Raw genomic sequence first — 21,327 nt, 5'->3', positions numbered from 1 at the left:
GAATTCGAGCGGCCGCGCCGTTCATAGATTGCCGCTATGGCAGAGTTCGGGCGGTCGCGGAGGCGTAGCGGTGCGCCAGGCGGGTGAACGCGGCGGCGAGTTCGGGCGGGCCGACGATTTCGATATCGGCGTCGAATACGCCGAGGGCACACGCCAATGCGTTCCAGGACCAGGAACCAAGGATGACCCGGCAGCGATTCGGGCCGAGTTCCTCGACAACGCCGTCGCGGGCGAACTCGGCGACGGTCGCGGCGGGGGCATCGAGAATCGCCTCGCCCCGGCACGGCCAGCCGCCGGTGCCGTCCGAGCCCTGGAATCTGCTGGTGACGAAGGCCGCGACCGAACCGCCGGGAAGGTCGCGCGGGGCGAACCGGGGACCGTTCGGAATGCGCGGGGTGATGCGGTCGGCGCGGAAGATGCGCCAGTCCCCGCGATCCAGATCCCAGGCCACCAGATACCAGCGGCCGTACCTGGTCACCAGGTGATGCGGTTCGGCCCGGCGCGGGGGAGACTCGAGATCCGTTGCGGGAGAGGAGTAGTCGAAGCGGAGCACTTCACCCGCGTGTACCGCGGCGCTCAGCGTCAACAGGGTCGCGCTGTCCGCCGGAGTGACCGGAGCAGCGACGGTGGTCACCCGAAAGGCGTCGATGCGCCCGCGCAATCGCGCGGGCATAACCTGGCGCACGGTATGCAGCGCGCGCAGCGCGGCCTCCTCGATACCCGCGCCCGCGGTCGCGGCGATGCGCAGGGCGACGGCCAGCGCCACCGCCTGCTCATCGTCGAAGAGCAGCGGCGGCAATTCCGATCCGGCCTCCAGCCGGTAGCCGCCGTCGGGACCCTTGATCGCGGCGATCGGATAGCCGAGCTCGCGCAATCGATCGACATCGCGGCGCACCGTGCGGGCACTGATATCCAGGCGCTCGGCCAGCAGTGAACCCGGCCAGTCCCGGCGGGCCTGGAGCAGCGAGAGCAGCGCCAGCAGACGCGCGGAGGTCTTCGGCATGCTGTCCATGCTGCCAGAAGAAGCGGACATATCCTGGCCTCTTCTACCGCGAGAATTTCTCGTACCCACTCCGACCGGTAACGGAGCAGTCGTGAGTAGCGACACCGTGCGGTACCAGCCCGCCTGATCTGGCCCGAAATACCTTGGCGCTCATCGGAAACCGTGCCGATCATGATCGATATCGATAAGATCCGTTGCGGCTCTTGATGATCGGATGAGGTGTGATGGCCAGAATAGTGATCGTCGGAATCGGCAGCCGGGGCGATGTCGCCCCGCTGACCGGGCTCGGCGTGCGGTTGGCGGCGGCCGGGCACGAGGTCGTCATGGCCGCGCACGAGACCTTCGCGGATATGATCACCGCCTGCGGACTGCGATTCCGGCTGCTGGAGTTGAACTTCGGTTTCGAAGGCGACTACGCGGAGATTCAGCGCAAGACCGTCGCGGCGTTCAATACGCCCGACGGGTTCCGGACCATCGGCGCGGGCTTGATCGCGGCACTGCGGGATGAGCCCGCGGATCTGTTGCTGCTCACCCCGTACGCCGAATTCGCGGGACTGCCTTTCGCCGAGGCCGCCGGGATCCCCACCATCGCGCTGCGTTTGCAACCCACCTGTGCCACAGCCGATTACCCGCCCGCGGTGGCGGGTGTGTGGTCGCTCGGACCGGTCGGGAACCGATGGGCGTCCGATATCGGGGCCTGGCTAGTGGATCGCCGCTACGGCGGCGTGGTTCGCGAATTCCGCCGCGAACTGGGTCTGCCCGCGGTCTCGGTGCGAGAACTGCGGCGTCGGCGCACCGCGGCGGAATGGCCCATCCTGCACGGCTATTCGCCGACCGTCGCGCCGCGACCCGCCGATTGGCGTACGGGCCTGGAGGTTTCGGGCTTCTGGTGGCCCGCCCGGCCCACCGGGTGGGAGCCGCCCGCCGAACTCGTGGCGTTCCTGGAGGCGGGCCCGGCACCGGTCTTCGTCAGCTTCGGCAGCAATATCAACAATCCGGAGCGCACCGCCGAATTGGGCGAGATCGTCGGGACCGCACTGCGCCGCGCCGGGGTGCGCGCCATCGTCCAATCCGGCTGGACCGGGCTCGCGGTCTCGGACGACGATGTCATCACCATCGGCGAAATCCCCTACGACTGGCTGTTTCCGCACCTCGCGGCCGCCGTGCACCATTGCGGTGCGGGCACCTGCGCCGCCGCCTTGCGCGCGGGCGTGCCCACCGTCGCGGTACCGGAGATTCCGGAGCAACAGTTCTGGGCGCACCGGCTGGAGTTGCTCGGCGTCACCGCCGGAATCACCCGCCAGCCCAAGCTGACCGCGGACTGGCTGGCGAGCGCGATCACCACCGCGACAACCGATTCCGGGTTGCGTGGCAGAGTCGGCACGGTGGCCGAGCGTCTCGCGGACGAAGATGGTGCGGGCGCGGTGCTCGAGGTCATCGACGGCGTGCTCGAGAAAACGGCGACTCGCTGACGGGGCTGTCCGCGACCGCCCGGCTGGGATCTGATCGGTGGCCGTAGGCCGCGGCACGTCCTTCGTACCCCATCCGAATCGACTCGGGCGGCGGCATATATCCGCCTGATCAGGCCGGGTAGACGTGAATCTCGGTGGCCTTCAACGCCGCCCAGAGTCGCATACCGGGTTGGAGTCGCAATTCCGCGACCGCCGCCGGGGTGATATCGGCCAGCACCGGCGGTGCGCCGTCCAGTCGGACCCGGGTGGTGTTGGCATGCTGTTCGAAGCCCGCGACGGTGACCGGCCAGGCATTGCGCGGGCTGCCGGTGGGCTGGGTGAGGTGCAATCCGACCGCCGTGGGGGAGAAGGCCGCGAACACTCGTCCCGACGCGGGTTCGGACCCGGTGAGCGTGCCGCCCGCGTCGACCGCGATCTCGGTGCCCGTGGCGGTGCCCCGAAACAGGTTGAGTCCCACCAGATTCGCGACGTAGTCGGATCTGGGCCGCCGGGCGATCTCGGTCGGCGAGCCCTCCTGCACGATCGCGCCGTTCTCCAGAATGATGAGCCGGTCGGCCAGCACCATCGCATCGAGGGGGTCATGCGTGACCAGCACCGTATGCCCGGTGTAGCCGCGTAGGTGATGAGCCAGATCGGCGCGCACCTGCAACCGGGTGCTCGCGTCCAGCGCGGCGAGCGGTTCATCGAGCAGCAGCAGGTGCGGTTCGGTGGCCAGTGCGCGCGCCAGCGCCACCCGCTGTGCCTGCCCGCCCGATAGTTCGCGCGGTCCGGATTGCGCGAACTCGCTCAACCCGACCCGATCCAGCCAGGCGGCGGCGCGCTCCCGCGCGGCGGCGCGGCGCATACCGCGCGCCCGCAAACCGAACGCCACATTGTCCAGCGCCGAAAGATGCTGGAACAGAAGATAATCCTGGAAGACCACGCCGACCTGGCGGCGCTCGGCCGGAATGAACACCGACGGCGGTGCGTCCCAGGTGTTTTCGCCCAAGCGAATCGCGCCGCCGGTGAGCGGTGTGAGCCCGGCCAGCGCCCGCAGCGCCGTGGTCTTGCCCGCCCCATTCGGGCCGAGCAGCGCGATCACCTCACCGGGCGCGGAGGTGAAATCGATATCGAGGCGGAACGGCGCGCGCTCGACGCACAGTGCGGCGTGCAGCGTCATACCGACTCCTCAAGCCTCATACCGCGCCTCGAATCCAGCGCTCCCGCAGGGAGATCAGCACGCCGACCGAGACCACCAGCAGCACCATGCTCAATACGATCGCCGCATCGGGATCGGTTTCCAAGGCGAGGTACACCGCCAGCGGCATGGTCGTCGTCTTACCCGGAAAATTACCCGCGAAGGTGATGGTCGCACCGAATTCGCCCAGCGCCCGCGCCCAGCACAGCACCGTGCCCGCGACCACTCCAGGCAGCACCGAGGGCAGCGTCACCCGGCGGAAGGTGTACCACGCGGACGCGCCCAAAGTGGCTGCCGCTTCCTCGAATCGGGTATCGGCCGCGCGTAATGCGCCCTCCACCGAGATCACCAGGAACGGCATGGCCACGAACGCCTCCGCCACCACCACGCCGGCCGTGGTGAACGGCAGCGAATAGCCGAACCAGTCGTAGATATAGCGCCCGATCAGGCCGCGGCGGCCCAGCACCAGCAGCAGCGCCACACCGCCGACCACCGGCGGCAGCACCAGCGGCACCGTCACCAGTGCGCGAATCAGGCCGCGCCCCGGCAATTGCGCACGCGCCAGCAGCCAGGCCAGCGGAATGCCCAGCACCAGGCAGATACACGTCGCCAGCGTCGCGCAGATCAGTGAAAGCCGCAGCGCCTGACCGACTTCGGCGCTGAACAGTCGTTCGGGCAGCGTGCGCCACGGAGCGCGCACCAGCAGGCCGATCAGCGGGATCAGCAGAAATGCCAATGCGCAGACGGCGGGCAGCATGAGGGCGATCGGCCGCCGCCCCCGCACTGCCCGCCGCCGCGCCGAGGCTCCGGTCACCGGCACGCTCGAAAAGCCGTCACGGGGTGTCGAATCCGGCGTCGGCGAACACCTTCTTGGCCTTGTCCGAGGAAATGAAGGTGACGAACGAGGCGGCCGCCGCGGCATTGGGTGCCTTGTTCAGCGCGGCGATCGGATAGGTGTTGATCGCCTTGCTCGACTCCGGGAAATCGATGCCCTCGACCTTGTCCCCGGCGGCCTTCACATCGGTGCGGTACACCAGCGCGGCATCCACCTCACCGAGCGTCACCTTGGTGAGCGCGGCCTTCACATCCTGCTCACGAGTATCGGGCTGCGGGGTGATCGCGGCGATCTCGAACACCTTCTTCGCCGCCGCGCCACAGGGCACCTGCTCGGCGCACAGCGCCAGCCGCGGCTCGGTCTTACCGAAATCCGCGATCCCGGTGATATGACCCGGATTGCCCTTGGGCACGGCGATTTCCAGCCGATTGCTGACGAAGGTGGCCGGGGTGCCCTTCACATCGCCCGCGTCGACGACCTGTTGCATATTCGCCGGGGCCGCCGAAGCGAACACATCGGCGGGCGCGCCCTGCGTGATCTGCTGTGCCAGCGCCGAACTGCCGCCGAAGCTGAACACCACCTTCACGCCGGGATGATCGGTCTCGAACTGCTTGCCGAGCGTGGTGAAGGTTTCCGTCAGCGACGCCGCGGCCAGCACCGTCACCGTGCCGGAGAGCTTGTCGGAGTCGGCGGGTGCGCTCGAATCCTTGGAGTCGTTCGAGCTGCAACCGGCCAGACCGGCGGTGAGGGCGAGCGCGGCCGTGGCCGCGATGAAGCTGATCCGCAAATTCGTCACGCAGTAGAGCATATTGCCGTAGGCGCGGTACACAAGGCGCGTTTTCGCCAGAGAATCGGACAAGATCGACCGGTGGGTTTGTAGGATCAGCTCTCCGGGACCTCGACCACCACATGCGTCGACTTCACCGAGGCGACCGCGACGCTGCCGACCTCGAGCCCCAGCTCATCCACCGATTCCCGGCTCACCAGCGATACCAGCCGGAACGGCCCCGCCTGCAATTCCACCTGCGCCATCACCGTGTCCTTCACGATCCGCGTCACGATCCCGCGCATCCGATTGCGCGCCGACACCGCCACCGTGATCCCGGCCTCCGGTTTCTCGGCATTGGCCTGCAGGAACTCCGCGAGCTCGCGCCCGCTGACACCCATCCGCCCGTTCTCCAGCTGGATGGCGTTGAGCCGCCCCTGATCGATATATCGGCGCACGGTGTCATCACTGACACCCATCAGAGCGGCGACCTCGCTGATCCGCAGATTCGACACAACCTGCAGCCTATTGACGTATCCACGGAACGCAAACGACATGGATCCGCCCGGTGACCGTGGTCGGCCACCGGGCGGATCACTCACCCATCCGGGCGTCAGCGCAGGGCGCGACGACCGGTGACGAGGTTGACCAGGAACAGCAGAATCACCGCACCACCCAGGCAGGTGAAGAAGCTGAACCACAGCCCACCGCCCTCGACGTCCACCCCGAACAGCTTCAACAGGAAGCCGCCGAGCAGACCGCCGACGACGCCGACGACGATATTGAGCAGGATGCCCTGCTGCGCATCAGTTTTCATGATCTTGCTGGCGATCCATCCGGCCAAACCGCCGATGATGATCCACCCGAGAATGCCGAGGCCGAGCATGATGCGTCTCCTTAACAGAGGTCGGCGCCGAGGAACCGGCGCTCTGCTCAGCGCATACCCGCAATTCCGCAATCGATGCGCGGACCCACCATGTTCGTCCGGGAGCTAGGGCTGCGGGACGATCCAGCCCTTGCCATCAGCTGCGAGCATCGACTCCTTGGTTAAAGCACCGCTGCCGACCTGGAGCACCGGTGTGGGACCTTGCCAACGGACCGACTGCACCGGCCTGCCATCCTTGACGAAGAGCCAGTACTCCTGCGGTCGAAACCCCTCGCCGTCGGACTCCGGAATGTTCTTCCAGCAGTAACCGGCGGTCTCGGCCTTACCGTTCAGCTTGGCCCCGGTGGTGTTGACGCGGACCTCGACGACACGATCCCAGTCGTCGCTCCACCCCGCAGCGTTGGTGACCTCAACCAGAGGGAAGGGCTCGGTGCGGGTTTTGACATTCTGCAATTCGGCATTAAAACGCGCGCCGGACCCGAGCGTCTCGGGGCTGTTGCTCACGTCGAAGGTTGCCGCACAAGGGGGTGCTTCGACCTTGTCTCCGGCGTCGCTCGAACATCCGCTGACCAGCGTCGCCAGCGTGGCCGCCAGTATGACGCCACCGAGATTCTTCATTGGCCTCTTCACTTGCTCGGGAGTGGAACATAGACACCGGGAAGCAGACCGGTTTTCGACTCGGGAATGCCGTTGGGTCCGCCACTCCATCCGATCTGCGGATTGGTCCCATCGCCCGTGGTGCCGATGACAATCGCTCGGCCCTGACTTACGGCAGCGCCCACCTTGTTCGCCAATTCCGCAGGTGAAGCGTTCGGGTTCTCCGCCGCGATCTGGCGGCCGAGGTTGTTGTTGAAAAGATCCATGGCCTCACGGTGCGAAGGCTGTCCGCCGCCGCGTTCATGAGCTGTGGCATAGGATTTGGCAAAATCCTCACCGAACTTATCGGACATCAGCGCGTTCCAATACGTATGCCGGAAGGCATCGCCCTGTCCGTCGTTGACTGAATCGGGAAACAGCTGTTTAGCCGTGTCCGTAGCCTGACTCTTGATGTCGTAGAACTGTTTCAGCGACCAGACCCCTTGAGTGTTGACCAGATTCAGCAACGCGGCGGCTTCGCCCTTGGTCATCGATTGGGGCTGGAACGACGGGTTGAAAACCAGGATGGCATCCAGAATCTTCCCGCTCGGCCACACCACCGACTCGTCGGTTCCGACTTGGTTGTCGAGCAGGATCTGGGCCAGCTTCGGGTCCTTGGGTATGTTGGCCAAAGCCAGCTTCACCGTGTTCGTCAGGTCTTCCAGTACCCCGGCGATATCATTCGTCGCCGCATCCGTCGTACGGATCTTCGCCAGTGGCTCGCGGAACATATCGCCGATGACGAGGATGTCGGCCTGTTTCCTAGCCAATGCCGAAATAGGGTCCCACCAGTGGTCTTTACTGGTCTCCCAGGTCGATTTGTACGACTTCACCTCGCCCTGGTCCGTATAGAACAGATCCCAGTCGGACGCCTTGCATGCCGCGACCGCGACTTTGAGCTTCGCTATTTCGATCTGGAAAGTTTGGACGATCGGTTCGATCTTCTTCGCGAGCTTCCCATAGATGTCAACGGTGGCATGGCCATCGGTCTTGCTCGCGGCGGCCCGCTCGCGCGCCTTCGTGCCGCCTTCACCGATGAAGTACTCATCGGATTTGGCGAATTCAGTGGCGGCCGAGTTCATCTCGGCCTCGATCTCAGGTCCTACCTTCTCCAGGACTTTGACGAGCGACCATAGATGGCTCAGGTTCCAGCCGAGCAGCACCGGCACGGTCAGCTTCGAATCGGTGTCGCTCATTTGGGCATCCGCTCGGCATTGCCGGTATCCATTGCTTCGGCTGCCGCGGCGGCGGCATCGGTGGTATCCGCGATCGACTGAAGTTCATGGGCGTGGTACTTGATCAGCACCATATCCAGCGTTTTCAGGGTCTCTTCAATGGAGACTGCAATGGCCGAGTCCTTCATTCCGGTACCGTTGTCGGCCCGTGCCGCATCTCGCTCGGTTCCTCCGACGGGTGTCTTTCCCGAAATCGCCGTTGCCCGATCCCGCATATAGGTGGCGAGTCCGCGCATCTTCTCCGGATTGAATCCGACCGTCATAGTTGCTCGGCCCTCACATCGAGAAGGTGATCGGCGCGGCCCGGGGTTCGTCATCCCACTCGGGTGCGGCGTGCGCGGCAGAGCGGGGTGCGGTCAACTCCTCGAACACCTTTCGAGCCTCGACCTCGACATCCTCACTCGCCTTGCGGTGCAGGGCCGCGATCACCCGCGCGAGATCATCCGGTGCGGCGCTCATCGCATGCGGCGCTATCCGGATTCCGGTGATCATCTTGTAGGCGTCGACCTCGACCGTCACGGTCCCGCCATTCGATTGCGCTCGCCCCCGCAACCGGGAAATCGCGTCATCGATCCGCTCGGCACGATCCGCGTCGTCGATCATCCCCACCTCCGAAACCCCTTGCCCATAAGACGATCCGCTCCCCAGGTATCGCGAAGGGACCGTACTTTACGGGCAATGCTCGGGGCAACCCGAGAGCAACAGGGCATCGGCGAGAGCGCGGTGACCTATCGCTTCAGCGCGTTGCGGAGTGCGGCGAGTTCGGCTTGCCGCGGAATCGGGCCGACGGTCGAGTCCGGGGCGTCGAAGACCATGATCTGCTGGGCGTCCGGGTTGAGTGCAGACCAGCCGGGGTTTCCGGTTGTCGCGAATGCGAGCCAGGCCGCGCGCATGGTGTCCGCGAGTTGTTGCGGCGGGTTCGGGCCGGTGAGGGTCGAGGCTGCGGCGAGGGTGTCGAAGACGAAGGGGAGTTCGAGGGCGTGGCAGGCGTCGAGGTGCTGTATCGGTGTGCGCCAGGCGAATTCGTAGACGAAGGTGGGGGCGGGGGCCTGGGCGCGCAGCTCCGCTATGCGCAGGGAGCTGTCGCGGAAGGCGAAGTCGGTGATGATGGCGGCGTACAGGTCGGCGGATGAGGCGTCGGGGCGGTCGGCGGCGTAGGCGTCGGCGAGGGATTCGTCGAGTCCGTTGCGGCGCAACAGGAATGGCAGGATGTCCGCCGTGATGGCGGCGTCGATGCCCGCGCCGACGGTGAAGAAACGGAATTCGTCGGAGGTCGTTCCGATGAGCAGCGGAATATCGTGGCCGCGTCCGGCGGCGATGCCGTCGATGGGCGGGTCCGGGACCACCTCGTCATCGATGATGGGGAACAGGGTCATCAAACTCATCCCGTGTCGGATTATCGACGCGCCCCAGCGATCCGGATTCGGATCCTGCACCATGTCGAGCCCGAGCTGATTCTGTGCCGCGAGCAGCTTTTCCGAATCGACGGCAGCGAAAGCCGCTGCGGTCGGCTCGATTTCGAGTATCGCCGCCAATGCGGCGGAGACCTTCCGAGCGTCCTCCGCGGTCGCCGCGGTGCTGCCATTCCCGCTCTGCATGACGGCTTTGCCGAACAGCCCCGCGGCGGCGGGCGAGGCCAGCAGCGCCGCGATGCTCATGGCCCCGGCGGATTCCCCGAACACCGTCACATTGTCCGGATCACCCCCGAACCCGCGAATATTCTCCCGCACCCACCGCAGCGCACTCAATTGATCGAGCAGCCCCCGATTGTCCGGCGCCCCCTCGAGCACCGCGAACCCGGGAATCCCCACCCGATAATTGATCCCCACCACCACAACCCCACCGCGAGCCAGCGACGCCCCGTCATATATCGGAATGCTGTTCGCCCCGCGACTGAACGCACCCCCGTGAATCCACACCATGACGGGCAGATCGGTCCCCGAAGGATCCGGCGTCCACACATTGACCGTCAGCGATTCATCCCCCGGCCGAATATGCGTCCCGAGCAACGCCGCAATAGCCGGTGGATACGGAGTCTGCGAGCACGTCGCACTGTATTCAACAGCCGCCCGCACCCCCTCCCAAGGCGTCACCGCCCCGGGAGCCGCAAACCGCGCCGCCCCCACAAGCGGTGCCGCATAAGGAATCCCGAGAAACGCCGCCACCCCCTCAAACGCCCGCCCACTGACCTTCCCCCCGGTCACCTCGACAATAGGTTCCATCGCGGCACGCTCCTAGCCCCTCGAGATCACGTCGCCCCCGACATTAACCAGAACTCGTCCGGCCAGTGCCGGTTTTGCTTTCCGGACAGAACGCACACGCGCGAACGGGCACCCATCTTCGGGGTTTGGCTCCGGCGGTGGGTGGGTACCACTGAGCCTGGCGACGGTGTCGCGAGGATCAGGGTGGAGAGGCGCCCCCGGCAGGAATCGAACCTGCGACCTAGGGATTAGAAGGCCCTTGCTCTATCCAACTGAGCTACGGAGGCAGTGCGGGGCATCTGGGCGATGCGGCCACCAAACACCTTGACCCATATTGATCTCGGTGTCCAGCGACTTGAGTATAGCGAGCGTCCAGGTGGGGTTTGGGGGGTCGGCTGGCAACCGTTCGGCGCGTCGCGCGGGGGTGCGCGGACCGGAGGTCGGGAAACCCCCGGGAAGTTCGGACCCTTACTCCGAACTACCCTGGGCGTATGTCGTCACCGCAGGACTCGCCCGCAGCTACTGGTGTTCAGGTGACTCGGGCGGGGTCGGGCGGGAAGGTTTCGGTGCTCGCGGCCATGGGCGGGGCGGTCGCGGCGGTGGTCGCGGCGCTGGTCGTCGGGCTTTCCTCGGCGCAGGCGCTGAGTCTGCTGGGAATTCCGGATCCGGGGCCGCTGACCACCTACGGGCTGCCGGCCATGCGTGCGGTTGCCGATCTTGCTGCCGCGCTGACCGTCGGATCGCTGCTGTTCGCGGCGTTCTTCGTACCGCCGCAGGCCGATGGGCTGCTCGATGTGGGCGGGTATCGGGCGCTGCGACGCGCCGGGAACGCGGCGCTGGTGTGGGCGGGTGCGTCGGCGTTGCTGGTGCCGTTGACACTTTCGGACACCACCGGGCAACCATTTCTGGACTCGTTGCGTCCGGAGTCGGTGTGGCGCGCCGCGAATCAGGTCGATGTGGCCGGGTCGTGGCGGTTCACGGTGTTCTTCGTACTGGCCCTGGCGGTGGGTTGCCGTCTCGCGCTGCGCTGGGGCTGGACGCCGGTGCTGCTGTTGCTCTCGGTGATCTCCCTGCTGCCGGTCGCGCTGACCGGGCATTCCTCGGCGGGCGGGGCGCATGACATCGCCACCAATAGCCTTATTCTGCATCTGCTTTCGGCGTGTTTCTGGGTGGGCGGATTGTTCGCGGTGCTGGCGTACGCGCTGCGCGACGGCAAATACACCGCGCTGGCCACCCGCCGATTCTCGAAGATCGCGACGATTTCCTATGTGGTGATCGCGATCAGCGGTGTGATCAATGCCTGGATTCGGGTGCCGTGGGCGGATCTGTTCACTACTACTTATGGCCGCCTCGTACTGGCCAAGACGACGGCGCTGATCGTGCTCGGCATCATCGGCTATTTGCAGCGGCAACGTGCCATCCCCGCACTGGAGAAGGATCCGAGCGATCGCGGTGCGCTCATCCGATTCGCCGGAGTCGAATCGCTGATCTTCGCCGCCACCATCGGCCTGGCGGTCGGCCTCGGCCGCACCCCGCCGCCGGAACTGCGCAGTGTCCCGACCCCCGCCGAGGTCGAGATCGGCTACAACCTGGCCGGTCCGCCGAACCTCGCGCGCCTGGCCTTCGACTGGCGCTTCGATCTGATCTTCGGCACCCTCGCGATCGTGCTGGCGGTGCTCTACCTGCGCGGCGTGGCACGGCTCAAGAAGCGCGGTGACGCCTGGCCCGTCGGCCGCACCATCTCCTGGATCGCCGCGTGCGCGGTGCTGCTGATCGCGACCAGTTCCGGTGTCGGCCGCTACGCCCCGGCCATGTTCAGCGTGCATATGGCCCAGCACATGATGCTGTCCATGCTCGCGCCGATCCTGTTCGCACTGGGCGGCCCGGTGCTGCTGGCCCTGCGCGCGCTGCCGCCCGCCGGTCGCGATGCCCCGCCCGGACCGCGCGAGTGGATTCTGGCGGCCGTGCACAATCCGGTGTCACGCTTCATGACTCAGCCCGTGGTCGCGGCGGTGTTCTTCGTGGCCGGGTTCTACGTTCTGTACCTGGGCGGCCTTTTCGACCAGTTCGTCGGCTCGCACGGTGCGCACCTGTTGATGAATGTGCACTTCCTGCTGAGCGGCTACCTCTTCTACTGGGTCGTCATCGGTATCGATCCCAAGCCGCGTCAGGTGGAGCCGCTGACCAAACTGGGCATGGTGTTCGGTTCGCTGCCGTTCCACGCCTTCTTCGGTATCGCGCTGATGAGCATGAACACCGTGCTGGGCGGCTGGTTCTATCGCGCGCTCGGCCTGGGCTGGAACAACAATCTGCTCGACGATCAGCACACCGGCGGTAGCCTCGCCTGGGCCAGCGGTGAAATCCCATTGGTGGTGGTGATGCTGGCGCTGCTCATCCAGTGGTCGCGCAGCGATAAGAAACTGGCCACCAGGCTGGACCGCGCCGCCGATCGGGACGACGACGCGGAACTGGCCTCGTACAACGCCATGTACGCCGAGCTGGCCCGGCGTGATCGAGAGGTACGTAAGTGAACGACGTCGCCCAGGCGACCCGGAAGATCAAGCGGCTCTATCGATCCGACGTGCGGCGCGCGCGCCGCCTGCTGCACGGCCAGACCCGCAAGACCCCCGTGTTCCACACCGATATCCAGGGTCCGCGCGGCCCGGTGCCGGTGACCCTGAAGCTCGAACACCTCCAGCACGGCGGCACCTTCAAGGTGCGCGGCTGCCTGAACGCGCTGTTGCAGGCGGACCCCGGGATCACGCACGTGGTGATCGCCTCCGGCGGTAACGCGGGCATCGCCGCGGCGCTGGCCAGTTCGCTGCGCGGACTGTCCTGCACGGTGGTGGTGCCCGAATCCGCCCCGCACACCAAGGTGGCGGCCATGTGGTCGCACGGGGCCGAAGTGCTGTGGCACGGAACGACTTACGCCGAGGCGCACCGCTATGCCAGCCAGCTGGCCCGCGAGCGCAAGGCCATGCAGTTGCACGCCTATGACCTGCCCGCCATCGTGGCCGGTGCGGGTGTGGTCGGGCTGGAGATCGAGGAGCAGGTGCGCGGGCGGCCGCCGGTGCTGGTGGCGGTCGGGGGCGGAGGTCTGGTCGCCGGGATCTCGGTGGCGATCGGGCTGCGCGGCCGGGTGATCGGGGTGGAGCCGCAGGGCGCGCCGACCCTGCACAAGGCGCTGGCGGCGGGGCGGCCGGTGGATGTCGATGTGTCCAGCGTGGCCTCGGATGCCCTGGGCGCCAATCGGATCGGCGATATCGCCATGGAGGTGGCGCAGCGCTATGCGGTGCGATCGCTGCTGGTCAGCGATGATGCCATCGTGATGGCGCGGGAGTACCTGTGGCGCGAGTTCCGGATCGTGGTGGAACCCGCCGGGGCGACGGCGCTGGCGGCGATCCAGAGCGGGGCCTACGTTCCGGCGGCGGGGGAGCGGCCGGTGGTGGTGCTGTGCGGGGCGAATACCGATCTGGCGACGCTGTAGCCCGGTCGCGGAAGTCGGTAGCGCGCTGAACTCAAGTTATCCACAGCGCCGAGTTATCCACAATCGCGGAAGTGGGTCTGTCGCGCGAGTTCTCGCCGGTTCACGCTGGAGTCACGACAGCAGACGAGCCGAATCGGCAAGGGGGACAGCGATGTACGAGGCGAATACCGCGGTGATAGGCCGGGTGGTCACGCATCCGAGCCGGCGGGCACTGCCGAATGGGGAGCAGGTGCTCAGTTTCCGGCTGGCGAGTACGACCCGGCGGTTCGATGCCGCTAGCGGGGAGTGGGTCGATGGTGGCACCCTGTATTTGACGGTAACCTGCTGGCGCAAACTCGTGGAGGGTGTCGAGGCGTCCCTGCAGCGCGGTGACCCGGTCATCGCCTACGGTCAACTCCGCTCGAACGAGTACACCACCCGAGACGGTATGGAACGCAACGATCTCGAGATGTGCGCCACTGCCCTCGGTCCCGACCTGGGCCGTTGCACCGCCCCGGTGCAGCGCAAACACTTCGGCCACGGCGACCGCCCCGAGGCGTCGCCGGCGCCGCCCACAGATGCCGACCGCGCCGGAGAACCGGCAACCCAACACAGTTAGGCTTGCCCATATGGCTGAGTTCATTTACCAGATGATTAAGGTTCGAAAGGCGCATGGCGACAAGGTCGTGCTCGACAATGTGACCTTGAACTTCCTTCCGGGCGCGAAGATCGGTGTGGTCGGCCCGAACGGCGCCGGTAAGTCGAGCGTCCTGAAGATCATGGCGGGACTGGACCAGCCGAACAACGGTGAGGCCTGGCTGGCGCCGGGCGCGACCGTCGGCATCCTCATGCAGGAGCCGGAGCTCAACGAGGAAAAGACCGTTCGCGGCAACGTCGAAGAGGGCCTCGGCGAGGTCAAGGTCAAGCTCGACCGGTACAACGAGGTCGCCGAGCTCATGGGCGTCGAGTACACCGATGAGCTCATGGAAGAGATGGGCCAGCTGCAGGAGTACCTCGACCACGCCGATGCGTGGGATGTCGACTCCCAGCTCGAGCAGGCCATGGACGCGCTGCGCTGCCCGCCGCCGGACGAGCCGGTCACCAACCTCTCCGGTGGTGAGCGCCGTCGTGTCGCACTGTGCAAGCTGCTGCTGAGCAAGCCCGATCTGCTGCTGCTCGATGAGCCCACCAACCACCTCGACGCCGAATCGGTGCTGTGGCTGGAGCAGTTCCTGGCGAACTACCCGGGCGCCGTCCTGGCCGTCACCCACGACCGGTACTTCCTCGACAATGTCGCGGAGTGGATCCTCGAGCTCGACCGCGGCCGCACCTTCCCCTACGAGGGCAACTACTCCACCTACCTGGAGAAGAAGGCCGAGCGCCTCGAGGTGCAGGGCAAGAAGGATCAGAAGCTGCAGAAGCGCCTCAAGGAGGAATTGGCCTGGGTCCGCTCCGGCGCCAAGGCCCGCCAGGCTAAGAACAAGGCACGCCTGGGCCGCTACGAGGAAATGGCCGCCGAGGCCGACAAGATGCGCAAGTTGGACTTCGAGGAGATTCAGATCCCCGCGGGTCCGCGCCTGGGCTCGGTCGTCGTCGAGGTCGAGAATCTGGACAAGGGCTTCGGCGATCGCATTCTGATCAAGGATCTCTCGTTCACCTTGCCGCGCAACGGCATTGTCGGCGTCATCGGCCCCAACGGTGTCGGTAAGTCGACGCTCTTCAAGACCATTGTCGGGCTGGAGAGCCCGGACAGCGGCATCGTGAAGGTCGGCGAGACGGTCAAGCTGAGCTATGTCGACCAGAACCGCTCCGGTATCGACCCGAACAAGAATGTCTGGCAGGTCGTTTCCGACGGGCTGGACTTCATTCAGGTCGGCAATCAGGAAATGCCTTCGCGCGCTTACGTTTCCGCGTTCGGGTTCAAGGGCCCGGATCAGCAGAAGCCGGCCGGTGTGCTCTCCGGTGGTGAGCGCAACCGCCTGAATCTGGCGCTGACCCTCAAGCAGGGCGGCAATCTGATCCTGCTCGATGAGCCCACCAACGACCTCGACGTCGAAACCCTTGGCTCGCTGGAGAACGCGCTGGAGAACTTCGCGGGCTGCTCGGTGGTCATCTCCCACGATCGCTGGTTCCTGGACCGCACCTGCACGCACATCCTGGCGTGGGAGGGCAACGACGACAACGAGGCCGCGTGGTTCTGGTTCGAGGGTAACTTCGAGGCGTACGAGGCGAACAAGATCGAGCGCATGGGTCCGGAAGCGGCTCGCCCGCACCGGGTCACGCACCGCAAGCTCACCCGCGGTTAGACCGACTCGGTCACTGTGCCGTGCCCCGAGTGATCGCGGGCACGGTCACCAGGTTGTCCCGCGGCCGATCGCGGTCGCGGGACGAGTTACGGCAAACGCACGGGGCCGATCGATGATCACCGCGCGTAAGCCGCCGGCCGTTAACTGACGGCTCGCCGTTCACCCGGATGAGCACGAACATGCCCATCGATGAACGGCTATCGAAGAGCGAACTCGACAGTTTCGCGTACGCCCTATTGCGTGAAATGTCTTTTGGTGCAAGGTTTGTCGTGCGCGACCTGGTAGTTCCGGTCAGGTATGGCGAGTGCCGTACCGCCCGGTTTGCCCGAACCGTGCGACGCGTCGTGGCATTGACAGGAATTCAGCCCGGCGCATGCGCCGCCCAGCTACTCTCGGACCGGCGTCACTTGGTTACGGAACCGAATCCCAGGAGTTGGCGAAATGACGGTCTCGTCCGAATTGTCCAGCGCGGCCTGGGCTGCGAGTTTGCCCGCGTCGTTGCGAGGCAACCTCGTATCCCTCGAGGAGGCGTATTTCCGCCACGTCGACGCGGGCGACGCCGACTGCGCTATCCCCGTGACTTCGACTCAAATCTTCCGCTGCCAGATCGATCTGGCGGCCGAGCGCACCCTCGGCACCGCGAATCTGCGTGTCTACCACCCGGAGGACGACGCCGACCTCGGCGCGGCGGTCCAATTGGTCACCGAGGATATGCCGCTGCTGGTCGAATCGGTCACCGCGTACCTGAGCCGCATGGGCGTCAGCGTCAGCGAGGTCGTGCATCCCATCTTCGAGGTCACCCGCGATGCGTCGGGGCGGCTGGAAACCGCTGTCCCGCACGGGGTGGACGGCAATGGCAGCACCGGTCTGCGCGAATCCTGGATGCACGTGCAGTTGCATCCCTCCACCAGTCGTGAACAGCTCGAGCAGGTCGCACTGGGCCTGCCCGATGTGCTCACCGATGTGCGCCAGGTCATCGGCGCGACCGGGGCCATGCGCGAGGCGCAGAGCCGGGTCGCCGATGAACTCGACAATGCCGCCAAAGCGGGCGCATCCCCGTTCACCGCAACAGATCTCACCGATTGCGCCAATCTGCTGCGCTGGCTCGCCGACGGTCATTTCACACTCCTCGGCTACGCGCGCTATGAGCGCAGCACGGTGGACGGCCGGGCCAAGTCGGTCATGGCGCCGGGAACCGGTCTGGGCGTACTTGGTTCGCCGGACGGCACCGATTTCCGCGTCCCGGACAACAGTGGCGCCGCACCGCTGCTCATGCTCACCCAGGGGCTGGTCCCGGCCACCGTGCATCGCGCGGTCTACCCGTACTTCGTCGGCGTCGCCGAAATAGACGAATCCGGCAGTGTCACAGGCGAACACCTCTTCATCGGCGTCTTCACCGTGACCGCCCTGCACGAGAACGTGCTGGACATCCCCGTCATCGAACGGCGGGTGCGCACCCTCATCGAGGCCAGCGGTTTCGACCTGGATTCGTTCTCCGGGCAGCAGATGCTCGAGGTCATCCAGTCCTTCCCGCGCACCGAACTGTTCTCCTCGGACGGTGCCGCCCTGCGCCGCACCGCCAGCGCCGTGCTGAATGTCGGTATGCGCCGCCAGGTTCGGCTCTTCATGCGGATGGACGGCTACGGCCGCTTCGTGGCCTGCATGGTGTACCTGCCGCGCGACCGCTACACCACTAGGGTCCGGCTGGAAATGCAGGACATCCTGGTGCACGAGCTCGGCGGCGACTCCATCGACTATTCGGCGCGCGTCTCCGAAAGCGACCTCGCCAGTGTGTATTTCACGGTGCGGCTGCCCGATGAGGGCGCGATCGCCGATACCGATGAGCCCAACCGGCTGCGCATCCAGCATCTGCTCGCCGAGGCCACCCGCACCTGGGAGGACCATCTGCGCGATGAGGTGGCGACCTCCACCGTGCTGGATCCGTCCGTGGTGCAGCGCTATGTCGACGCCCTGCCGGAGAGCTACAAGGAGGATTTCGGCGCCGCCCGCGCGGTCGCCGATATCGTTCGGCTGCAACGGCTTCAGGACGGTGGCATCGACCAGTACCTGTACCGGAACGGCGATTCCGACCCCGGCTCCTGGCGCTTCACCCTCTACATCGGCGGTAACGGCATCTCGCTGAGCCAGGTGCTGCCGGTACTGCAGAGTCTGGGCGTCGAGGTCATCGACGAGCGCCCGCACCAGCTGGAATTCGATTCCGGTCCCGAGCAGTGGGTCTACGATTTCGGCCTGCTGGCCCGCCCGGAACTGCTGCGCGCCGCCCTCGATCGCAATATGGACGCCGAACTGGTGGAGTCCTCCGCCCGGCTGAGCGCCCTCGACGATCAGGTGCGCGGTCTGCGTGAGCGTTTCACCGCCGCCTTCGAAGCGCTCTGGTACGGCCGCGCCGAGGCCGACGGGCTGAACGAACTGGTGCTGCGCGCCGATCTGCACTGGCGCACCGTCTCCATCCTGCGCGCCTACGCGAAATACCTGCAGCAGGCCGGATTCCCGTACAGCCAGGCGAATATCACCCGCGTGCTGCTCGCCTATCCGGATGCCGCACGCATGTTCGTCGACCTCTTCGCCGCGCTCTTCGATCCCGATTCCGCCGACGAGAGCCATGCCCGCGATCTGGAAGGCGCCATGCGCCACCGCATCGACGAGGTGGTGAGCCTGGACGCCGACCGCATCCTGCGCGCCATCCTCGGGCTCATCAAGGCCACCCTGCGCACCAACTACTACGTCACCGATGCCGAGGGCCGCTCCCGCGACTACCTCTCCTTCAAGGTGGAGCCGCGCGAGATCGCCGAATTGCCCAAGCCGCGACCGCAATTCGAGATCTTCGTGTACTCGCCCCGGGTCGAGGGCGTGCATCTGCGCTTCGGTCCGGTGGCGCGCGGCGGATTGCGCTGGTCCGACCGCCTGGAGGATTTCCGCACCGAGATCCTGGGCCTGGTCAAGGCACAGGCGGTGAAGAACGCGGTCATCGTCCCGGTCGGGGCCAAGGGCGGTTTCGTGGTGAAACAGCCGCCGCTGGCCACCACCGATCCGGTGAACGATCGCCAGGCCCTGCAGAACGAGGGCGTTGCCTGCTACCGCACCTTCATCTCCGGTCTGCTCGATGTCACCGACAATGTGGATCGCGCTACCGGACAGGTGATTCCGCCCGCGCGGGTGCGCCGCCTCGATGACGATGACACCTATCTGGTGGTCGCCGCGGACAAGGGCACCGCCACCTTCTCCGATATCGCCAATGATGTGGCGAACCAGTACGGCTTCTGGCTGGGCGACGCGTTCGCCTCCGGTGGTTCGGTGGGCTATGACCACAAGGCCATGGGCATTACCGCTCGCGGCGCGTGGGAATCGGTGAAGCGGCATTTCGCCGAAATGGATATCGACACCCAGACAACGGATTTCACGGTGGTCGGCGTCGGCGATATGAGCGGCGATGTGTTCGGCAACGGCATGCTGCTGTCCCGGCATATCCGCCTGGTGGCCGCGTTCGACCACCGCAATATCTTCCTGGATCCCAATCCCGACGCCGAACGCTCATTCGTGGAACGCGAGCGCATGTTCGCACTGCCCCGTTCATCCTGGGCGGATTACGATCGCTCGCTGATCAGCGAGGGCGGCGGCGTTTTCGACCGCACGGTGAAATCCATTCCGATCAGCGCGCAGGTTCGCGAGGTGCTCGGCCTGGCCGCCGATATCACCGCGCTGTCCCCGCCGGAATTGATGCGCGCCATTCTGACCTCACCGGTGGGTCTGCTCTGGAACGGCGGTATCGGCACCTATATCAAGGCCAGCACCGAGACCAATGCCGAAGTGGGCGATAAGTCCAATGACGCGATCCGGGTGAGCGCGAATGAATTGCGCGTCAAGGTGATCGGCGAGGGCGGCAACCTGGGCGCGACGGCGCTGGGCCGCATCGAGTTCTGCCGCCTCGGCGGCAAGATGAACACCGACGCGCTGGACAATTCCGCGGGCGTGGACTGCTCGGACCACGAGGTCAATATCAAGGTGCTGCTCGACGGCGTGGTGTCGGCCGGGCAGTTGCTGCCCGTCGAGCGCAATCCGCTGCTGGCCTCCATGACAGATGAGGTCGCCGCACTCGTCCTGCGCGACAACGTCTCCCAGAACTACCTCATGGGCATGTCCCGGGCCGAGGCCCCGCGCATGCTGAATGTGCATCAGCGCGTGATCGAGGAACTGGAGACCCGCCGCGGCCTGGACCGCGAACTCGAGGCGCTGCCCAGCGATGCCGAGATGAAGTCGCGCCAGGAGCAGGGCGCGGGCCTCACCTCGCCGGAACTGTCCAATCTCATGGCGCACGTGAAGCTTTCGCTCAAGACCGATCTGCTGGCCAGCGATCTGCCGGACAGCGCGCACTTCTCCGCACGGCTGCCGCAGTACTTCCCGACACCGCTGCGCACCCGCTTCGGCGCGGCCATCAAGAAGCACCGGCTGCGCCGCGAGATCACCACCACCATGCTGATCAACGAGATGGTGGATCTGGGCGGTATCACCTACGCGCATCGGCTCAATGAGGAGATCGGCGCGACGGCCTCGGACGCGGTGCGCGCCTTCACCGCCGCCACTCAGATCTTCGGGCTGCACACCACCTGGGATCGCATTCGCGCCGCCGATATCTCGACCGGGATGAAGGACGCGCTCGAACTCGAGACCAAGCGCACCCTGGATCGCGCCTCGCGCTGGCTGCTGAACAACCGCCCGCAGCCCATCGCGGTCGGCGCGGAGATCCACCGGTACGCGCAGGAGGTGCGCCAGCTCTCGCCCAAGGTGTCGGGCTGGCTGCGCGGACATCACATCGACACGCTCAACGAGCAGTCCCGGGCGATCATGGCCCAGGGCGCGCCGTCCGAGTTGGCGACCGAGGTGTTCGGGCTGCTGAATCTCTTCCCGCTGCTCGATGTGATCGATATCGCCGATATCACCGATCGCTCGGGTGAGGAGGTGGGTGCGCTGTACTACGCGCTCAACGATCACCTCAAGATCGATTGGCTGTTGCAGGCGGTCAGCCACCTGGAACGCGGTGATCGCTGGCATGCGCTCGCCCGGCTCGCGCTGCGCGACGATATGTACGGTTCACTGCGCTCGCTGACCCTCGATGTGCTCTCCGCCGGTGACCCGGAGGAGACGGCCGAGGAGAAAATTGCATACTGGGAGTCGAAAAATCAGTCCCGTCTGGGTCGCGCCCGCGCCGCCCTGTCGGAACTGTTCGAATCCGGAACCCACGACCTGGCCACGCTGTCCGTTGCGGCGCGACAGGTACGCAGCATGGTGAGCGGGGTGGGCGCGCAATCGGAGGTACCGCGTTGAC

At 66.1% G+C, this 21,327-nt stretch carries 17 protein-coding genes and 1 tRNA gene; 6 read left to right on the top strand and 12 right to left on the bottom strand.

Annotated elements, in window-relative coordinates; all coding sequences use genetic code 11:
• Positions 1–34: 34 nt before the first annotated feature.
• On the bottom strand, positions 35–1,003 hold the full coding sequence (locus tag ACFC4D_RS35715; RefSeq protein WP_376069975.1) for a helix-turn-helix transcriptional regulator: 969 nt from the start codon (positions 1,001–1,003) through the stop codon (positions 35–37).
• Positions 1,004–1,227: 224 nt separating this feature from the next.
• On the opposite strand from ACFC4D_RS35715, the gene ACFC4D_RS35710 reads away from it, so the two are divergent.
• Positions 1,228–2,475, top strand: coding sequence for a glycosyltransferase (locus tag ACFC4D_RS35710; protein ID WP_376069972.1), 1,248 nt, complete (start codon positions 1,228–1,230; stop codon positions 2,473–2,475).
• Positions 2,476–2,584: 109 nt separating this feature from the next.
• Here the strand turns inward: ACFC4D_RS35710 and ACFC4D_RS35705 are convergent, their stop codons facing one another.
• The 11 genes from ACFC4D_RS35705 to ACFC4D_RS35655 all read right to left on the bottom strand — a co-directional run bounded on the left by ACFC4D_RS35705 (position 2,585) and on the right by ACFC4D_RS35655 (position 10,498).
• Positions 2,585–3,634 (bottom strand): ABC transporter ATP-binding protein, encoded by a 1,050-nt coding sequence (locus ACFC4D_RS35705; protein ID WP_376069969.1) that lies wholly within the window; start codon positions 3,632–3,634, stop codon positions 2,585–2,587.
• Between the two features lie 16 nt (positions 3,635–3,650).
• Positions 3,651–4,409: a molybdate ABC transporter permease subunit gene (modB, locus tag ACFC4D_RS35700; protein WP_375956087.1), complete on the bottom strand. Its 759-nt coding sequence runs from the start codon at positions 4,407–4,409 to the stop codon at positions 3,651–3,653.
• A 76-nt stretch (positions 4,410–4,485) separates the two neighbouring features.
• Positions 4,486–5,283, bottom strand: coding sequence for a molybdate ABC transporter substrate-binding protein (gene modA, locus ACFC4D_RS35695; protein ID WP_376069966.1), 798 nt, complete (start codon positions 5,281–5,283; stop codon positions 4,486–4,488).
• Positions 5,284–5,369: 86 nt separating this feature from the next.
• Positions 5,370–5,768 carry a molybdopterin-binding protein gene (locus tag ACFC4D_RS35690; RefSeq protein ID WP_375955385.1) on the bottom strand — a complete coding sequence of 133 codons (399 nt, stop codon included), beginning with the start codon at positions 5,766–5,768 and terminating at the stop codon, positions 5,370–5,372.
• Between the two features lie 98 nt (positions 5,769–5,866).
• Entirely contained in the window at positions 5,867–6,139 is a 273-nt protein-coding gene (locus ACFC4D_RS35685; RefSeq protein ID WP_375955383.1) for a GlsB/YeaQ/YmgE family stress response membrane protein, read from the bottom strand.
• 105 nt (positions 6,140–6,244) lie between these two features.
• A complete protein-coding gene (locus tag ACFC4D_RS35680) occupies positions 6,245–6,757 on the bottom strand; it encodes a hypothetical protein (RefSeq protein ID WP_376069963.1) in 513 nt (170 codons plus the stop codon).
• Positions 6,758–6,765: 8 nt separating this feature from the next.
• Positions 6,766–7,971: a DUF6973 domain-containing protein gene (locus ACFC4D_RS35675; RefSeq protein WP_376069961.1), complete on the bottom strand. Its 1,206-nt coding sequence runs from the start codon at positions 7,969–7,971 to the stop codon at positions 6,766–6,768.
• Complete coding sequence (locus ACFC4D_RS35670; protein WP_376069959.1) at positions 7,968–8,273, bottom strand: hypothetical protein; 306 nt, start codon at positions 8,271–8,273, stop codon at positions 7,968–7,970. The genes ACFC4D_RS35675 and ACFC4D_RS35670 overlap by 4 nt, the downstream gene beginning before the upstream one ends.
• A 13-nt stretch (positions 8,274–8,286) precedes the next feature.
• Positions 8,287–8,613 carry a YbaB/EbfC family nucleoid-associated protein gene (locus tag ACFC4D_RS35665; RefSeq protein ID WP_376069957.1) on the bottom strand — a complete coding sequence of 109 codons (327 nt, stop codon included), beginning with the start codon at positions 8,611–8,613 and terminating at the stop codon, positions 8,287–8,289.
• A 125-nt stretch (positions 8,614–8,738) separates the two neighbouring features.
• Entirely contained in the window at positions 8,739–10,232 is a 1,494-nt protein-coding gene (locus tag ACFC4D_RS35660) for a carboxylesterase/lipase family protein (protein WP_376069955.1), read from the bottom strand.
• A gap of 192 nt (positions 10,233–10,424) precedes the next feature.
• Positions 10,425–10,498, bottom strand: a tRNA-Arg gene (locus ACFC4D_RS35655).
• Between the two features lie 204 nt (positions 10,499–10,702).
• Here ACFC4D_RS35655 and ACFC4D_RS35650 point away from each other — a divergent pair.
• The 5 genes from ACFC4D_RS35650 (at position 10,703) to ACFC4D_RS35630 (ending at position 21,326) form a co-directional block, all read left to right on the top strand.
• Positions 10,703–12,742 carry a cytochrome c oxidase assembly protein gene (locus ACFC4D_RS35650; RefSeq protein ID WP_376069952.1) on the top strand — a complete coding sequence of 680 codons (2,040 nt, stop codon included), beginning with the start codon at positions 10,703–10,705 and terminating at the stop codon, positions 12,740–12,742.
• Positions 12,739–13,698: a threonine/serine dehydratase gene (locus tag ACFC4D_RS35645; protein ID WP_364629376.1), complete on the top strand. Its 960-nt coding sequence runs from the start codon at positions 12,739–12,741 to the stop codon at positions 13,696–13,698. The genes ACFC4D_RS35650 and ACFC4D_RS35645 overlap by 4 nt, the downstream gene beginning before the upstream one ends.
• A 151-nt stretch (positions 13,699–13,849) precedes the next feature.
• Entirely contained in the window at positions 13,850–14,296 is a 447-nt protein-coding gene (locus tag ACFC4D_RS35640; RefSeq protein WP_376069948.1) for a single-stranded DNA-binding protein, read from the top strand.
• Positions 14,297–14,306: 10 nt separating this feature from the next.
• On the top strand, positions 14,307–15,983 hold the full coding sequence (gene ettA, locus ACFC4D_RS35635) for an energy-dependent translational throttle protein EttA (RefSeq protein ID WP_364629381.1): 1,677 nt from the start codon (positions 14,307–14,309) through the stop codon (positions 15,981–15,983).
• Positions 15,984–16,424: 441 nt separating this feature from the next.
• Complete coding sequence (locus ACFC4D_RS35630) at positions 16,425–21,326, top strand: NAD-glutamate dehydrogenase (RefSeq protein WP_376069945.1); 4,902 nt, start codon at positions 16,425–16,427, stop codon at positions 21,324–21,326.
• Position 21,327 lies beyond the last annotated feature (1 nt).

This window comes from Nocardia sp. NPDC056000, assembly GCF_042269265.1.
In the GTDB taxonomy this organism is placed as follows: domain Bacteria; phylum Actinomycetota; class Actinomycetes; order Mycobacteriales; family Mycobacteriaceae; genus Nocardia.
The sequence above is the reverse complement of the archived record's forward strand: the minus strand, read 5'-3'. Positions and strand labels throughout refer to the sequence as shown.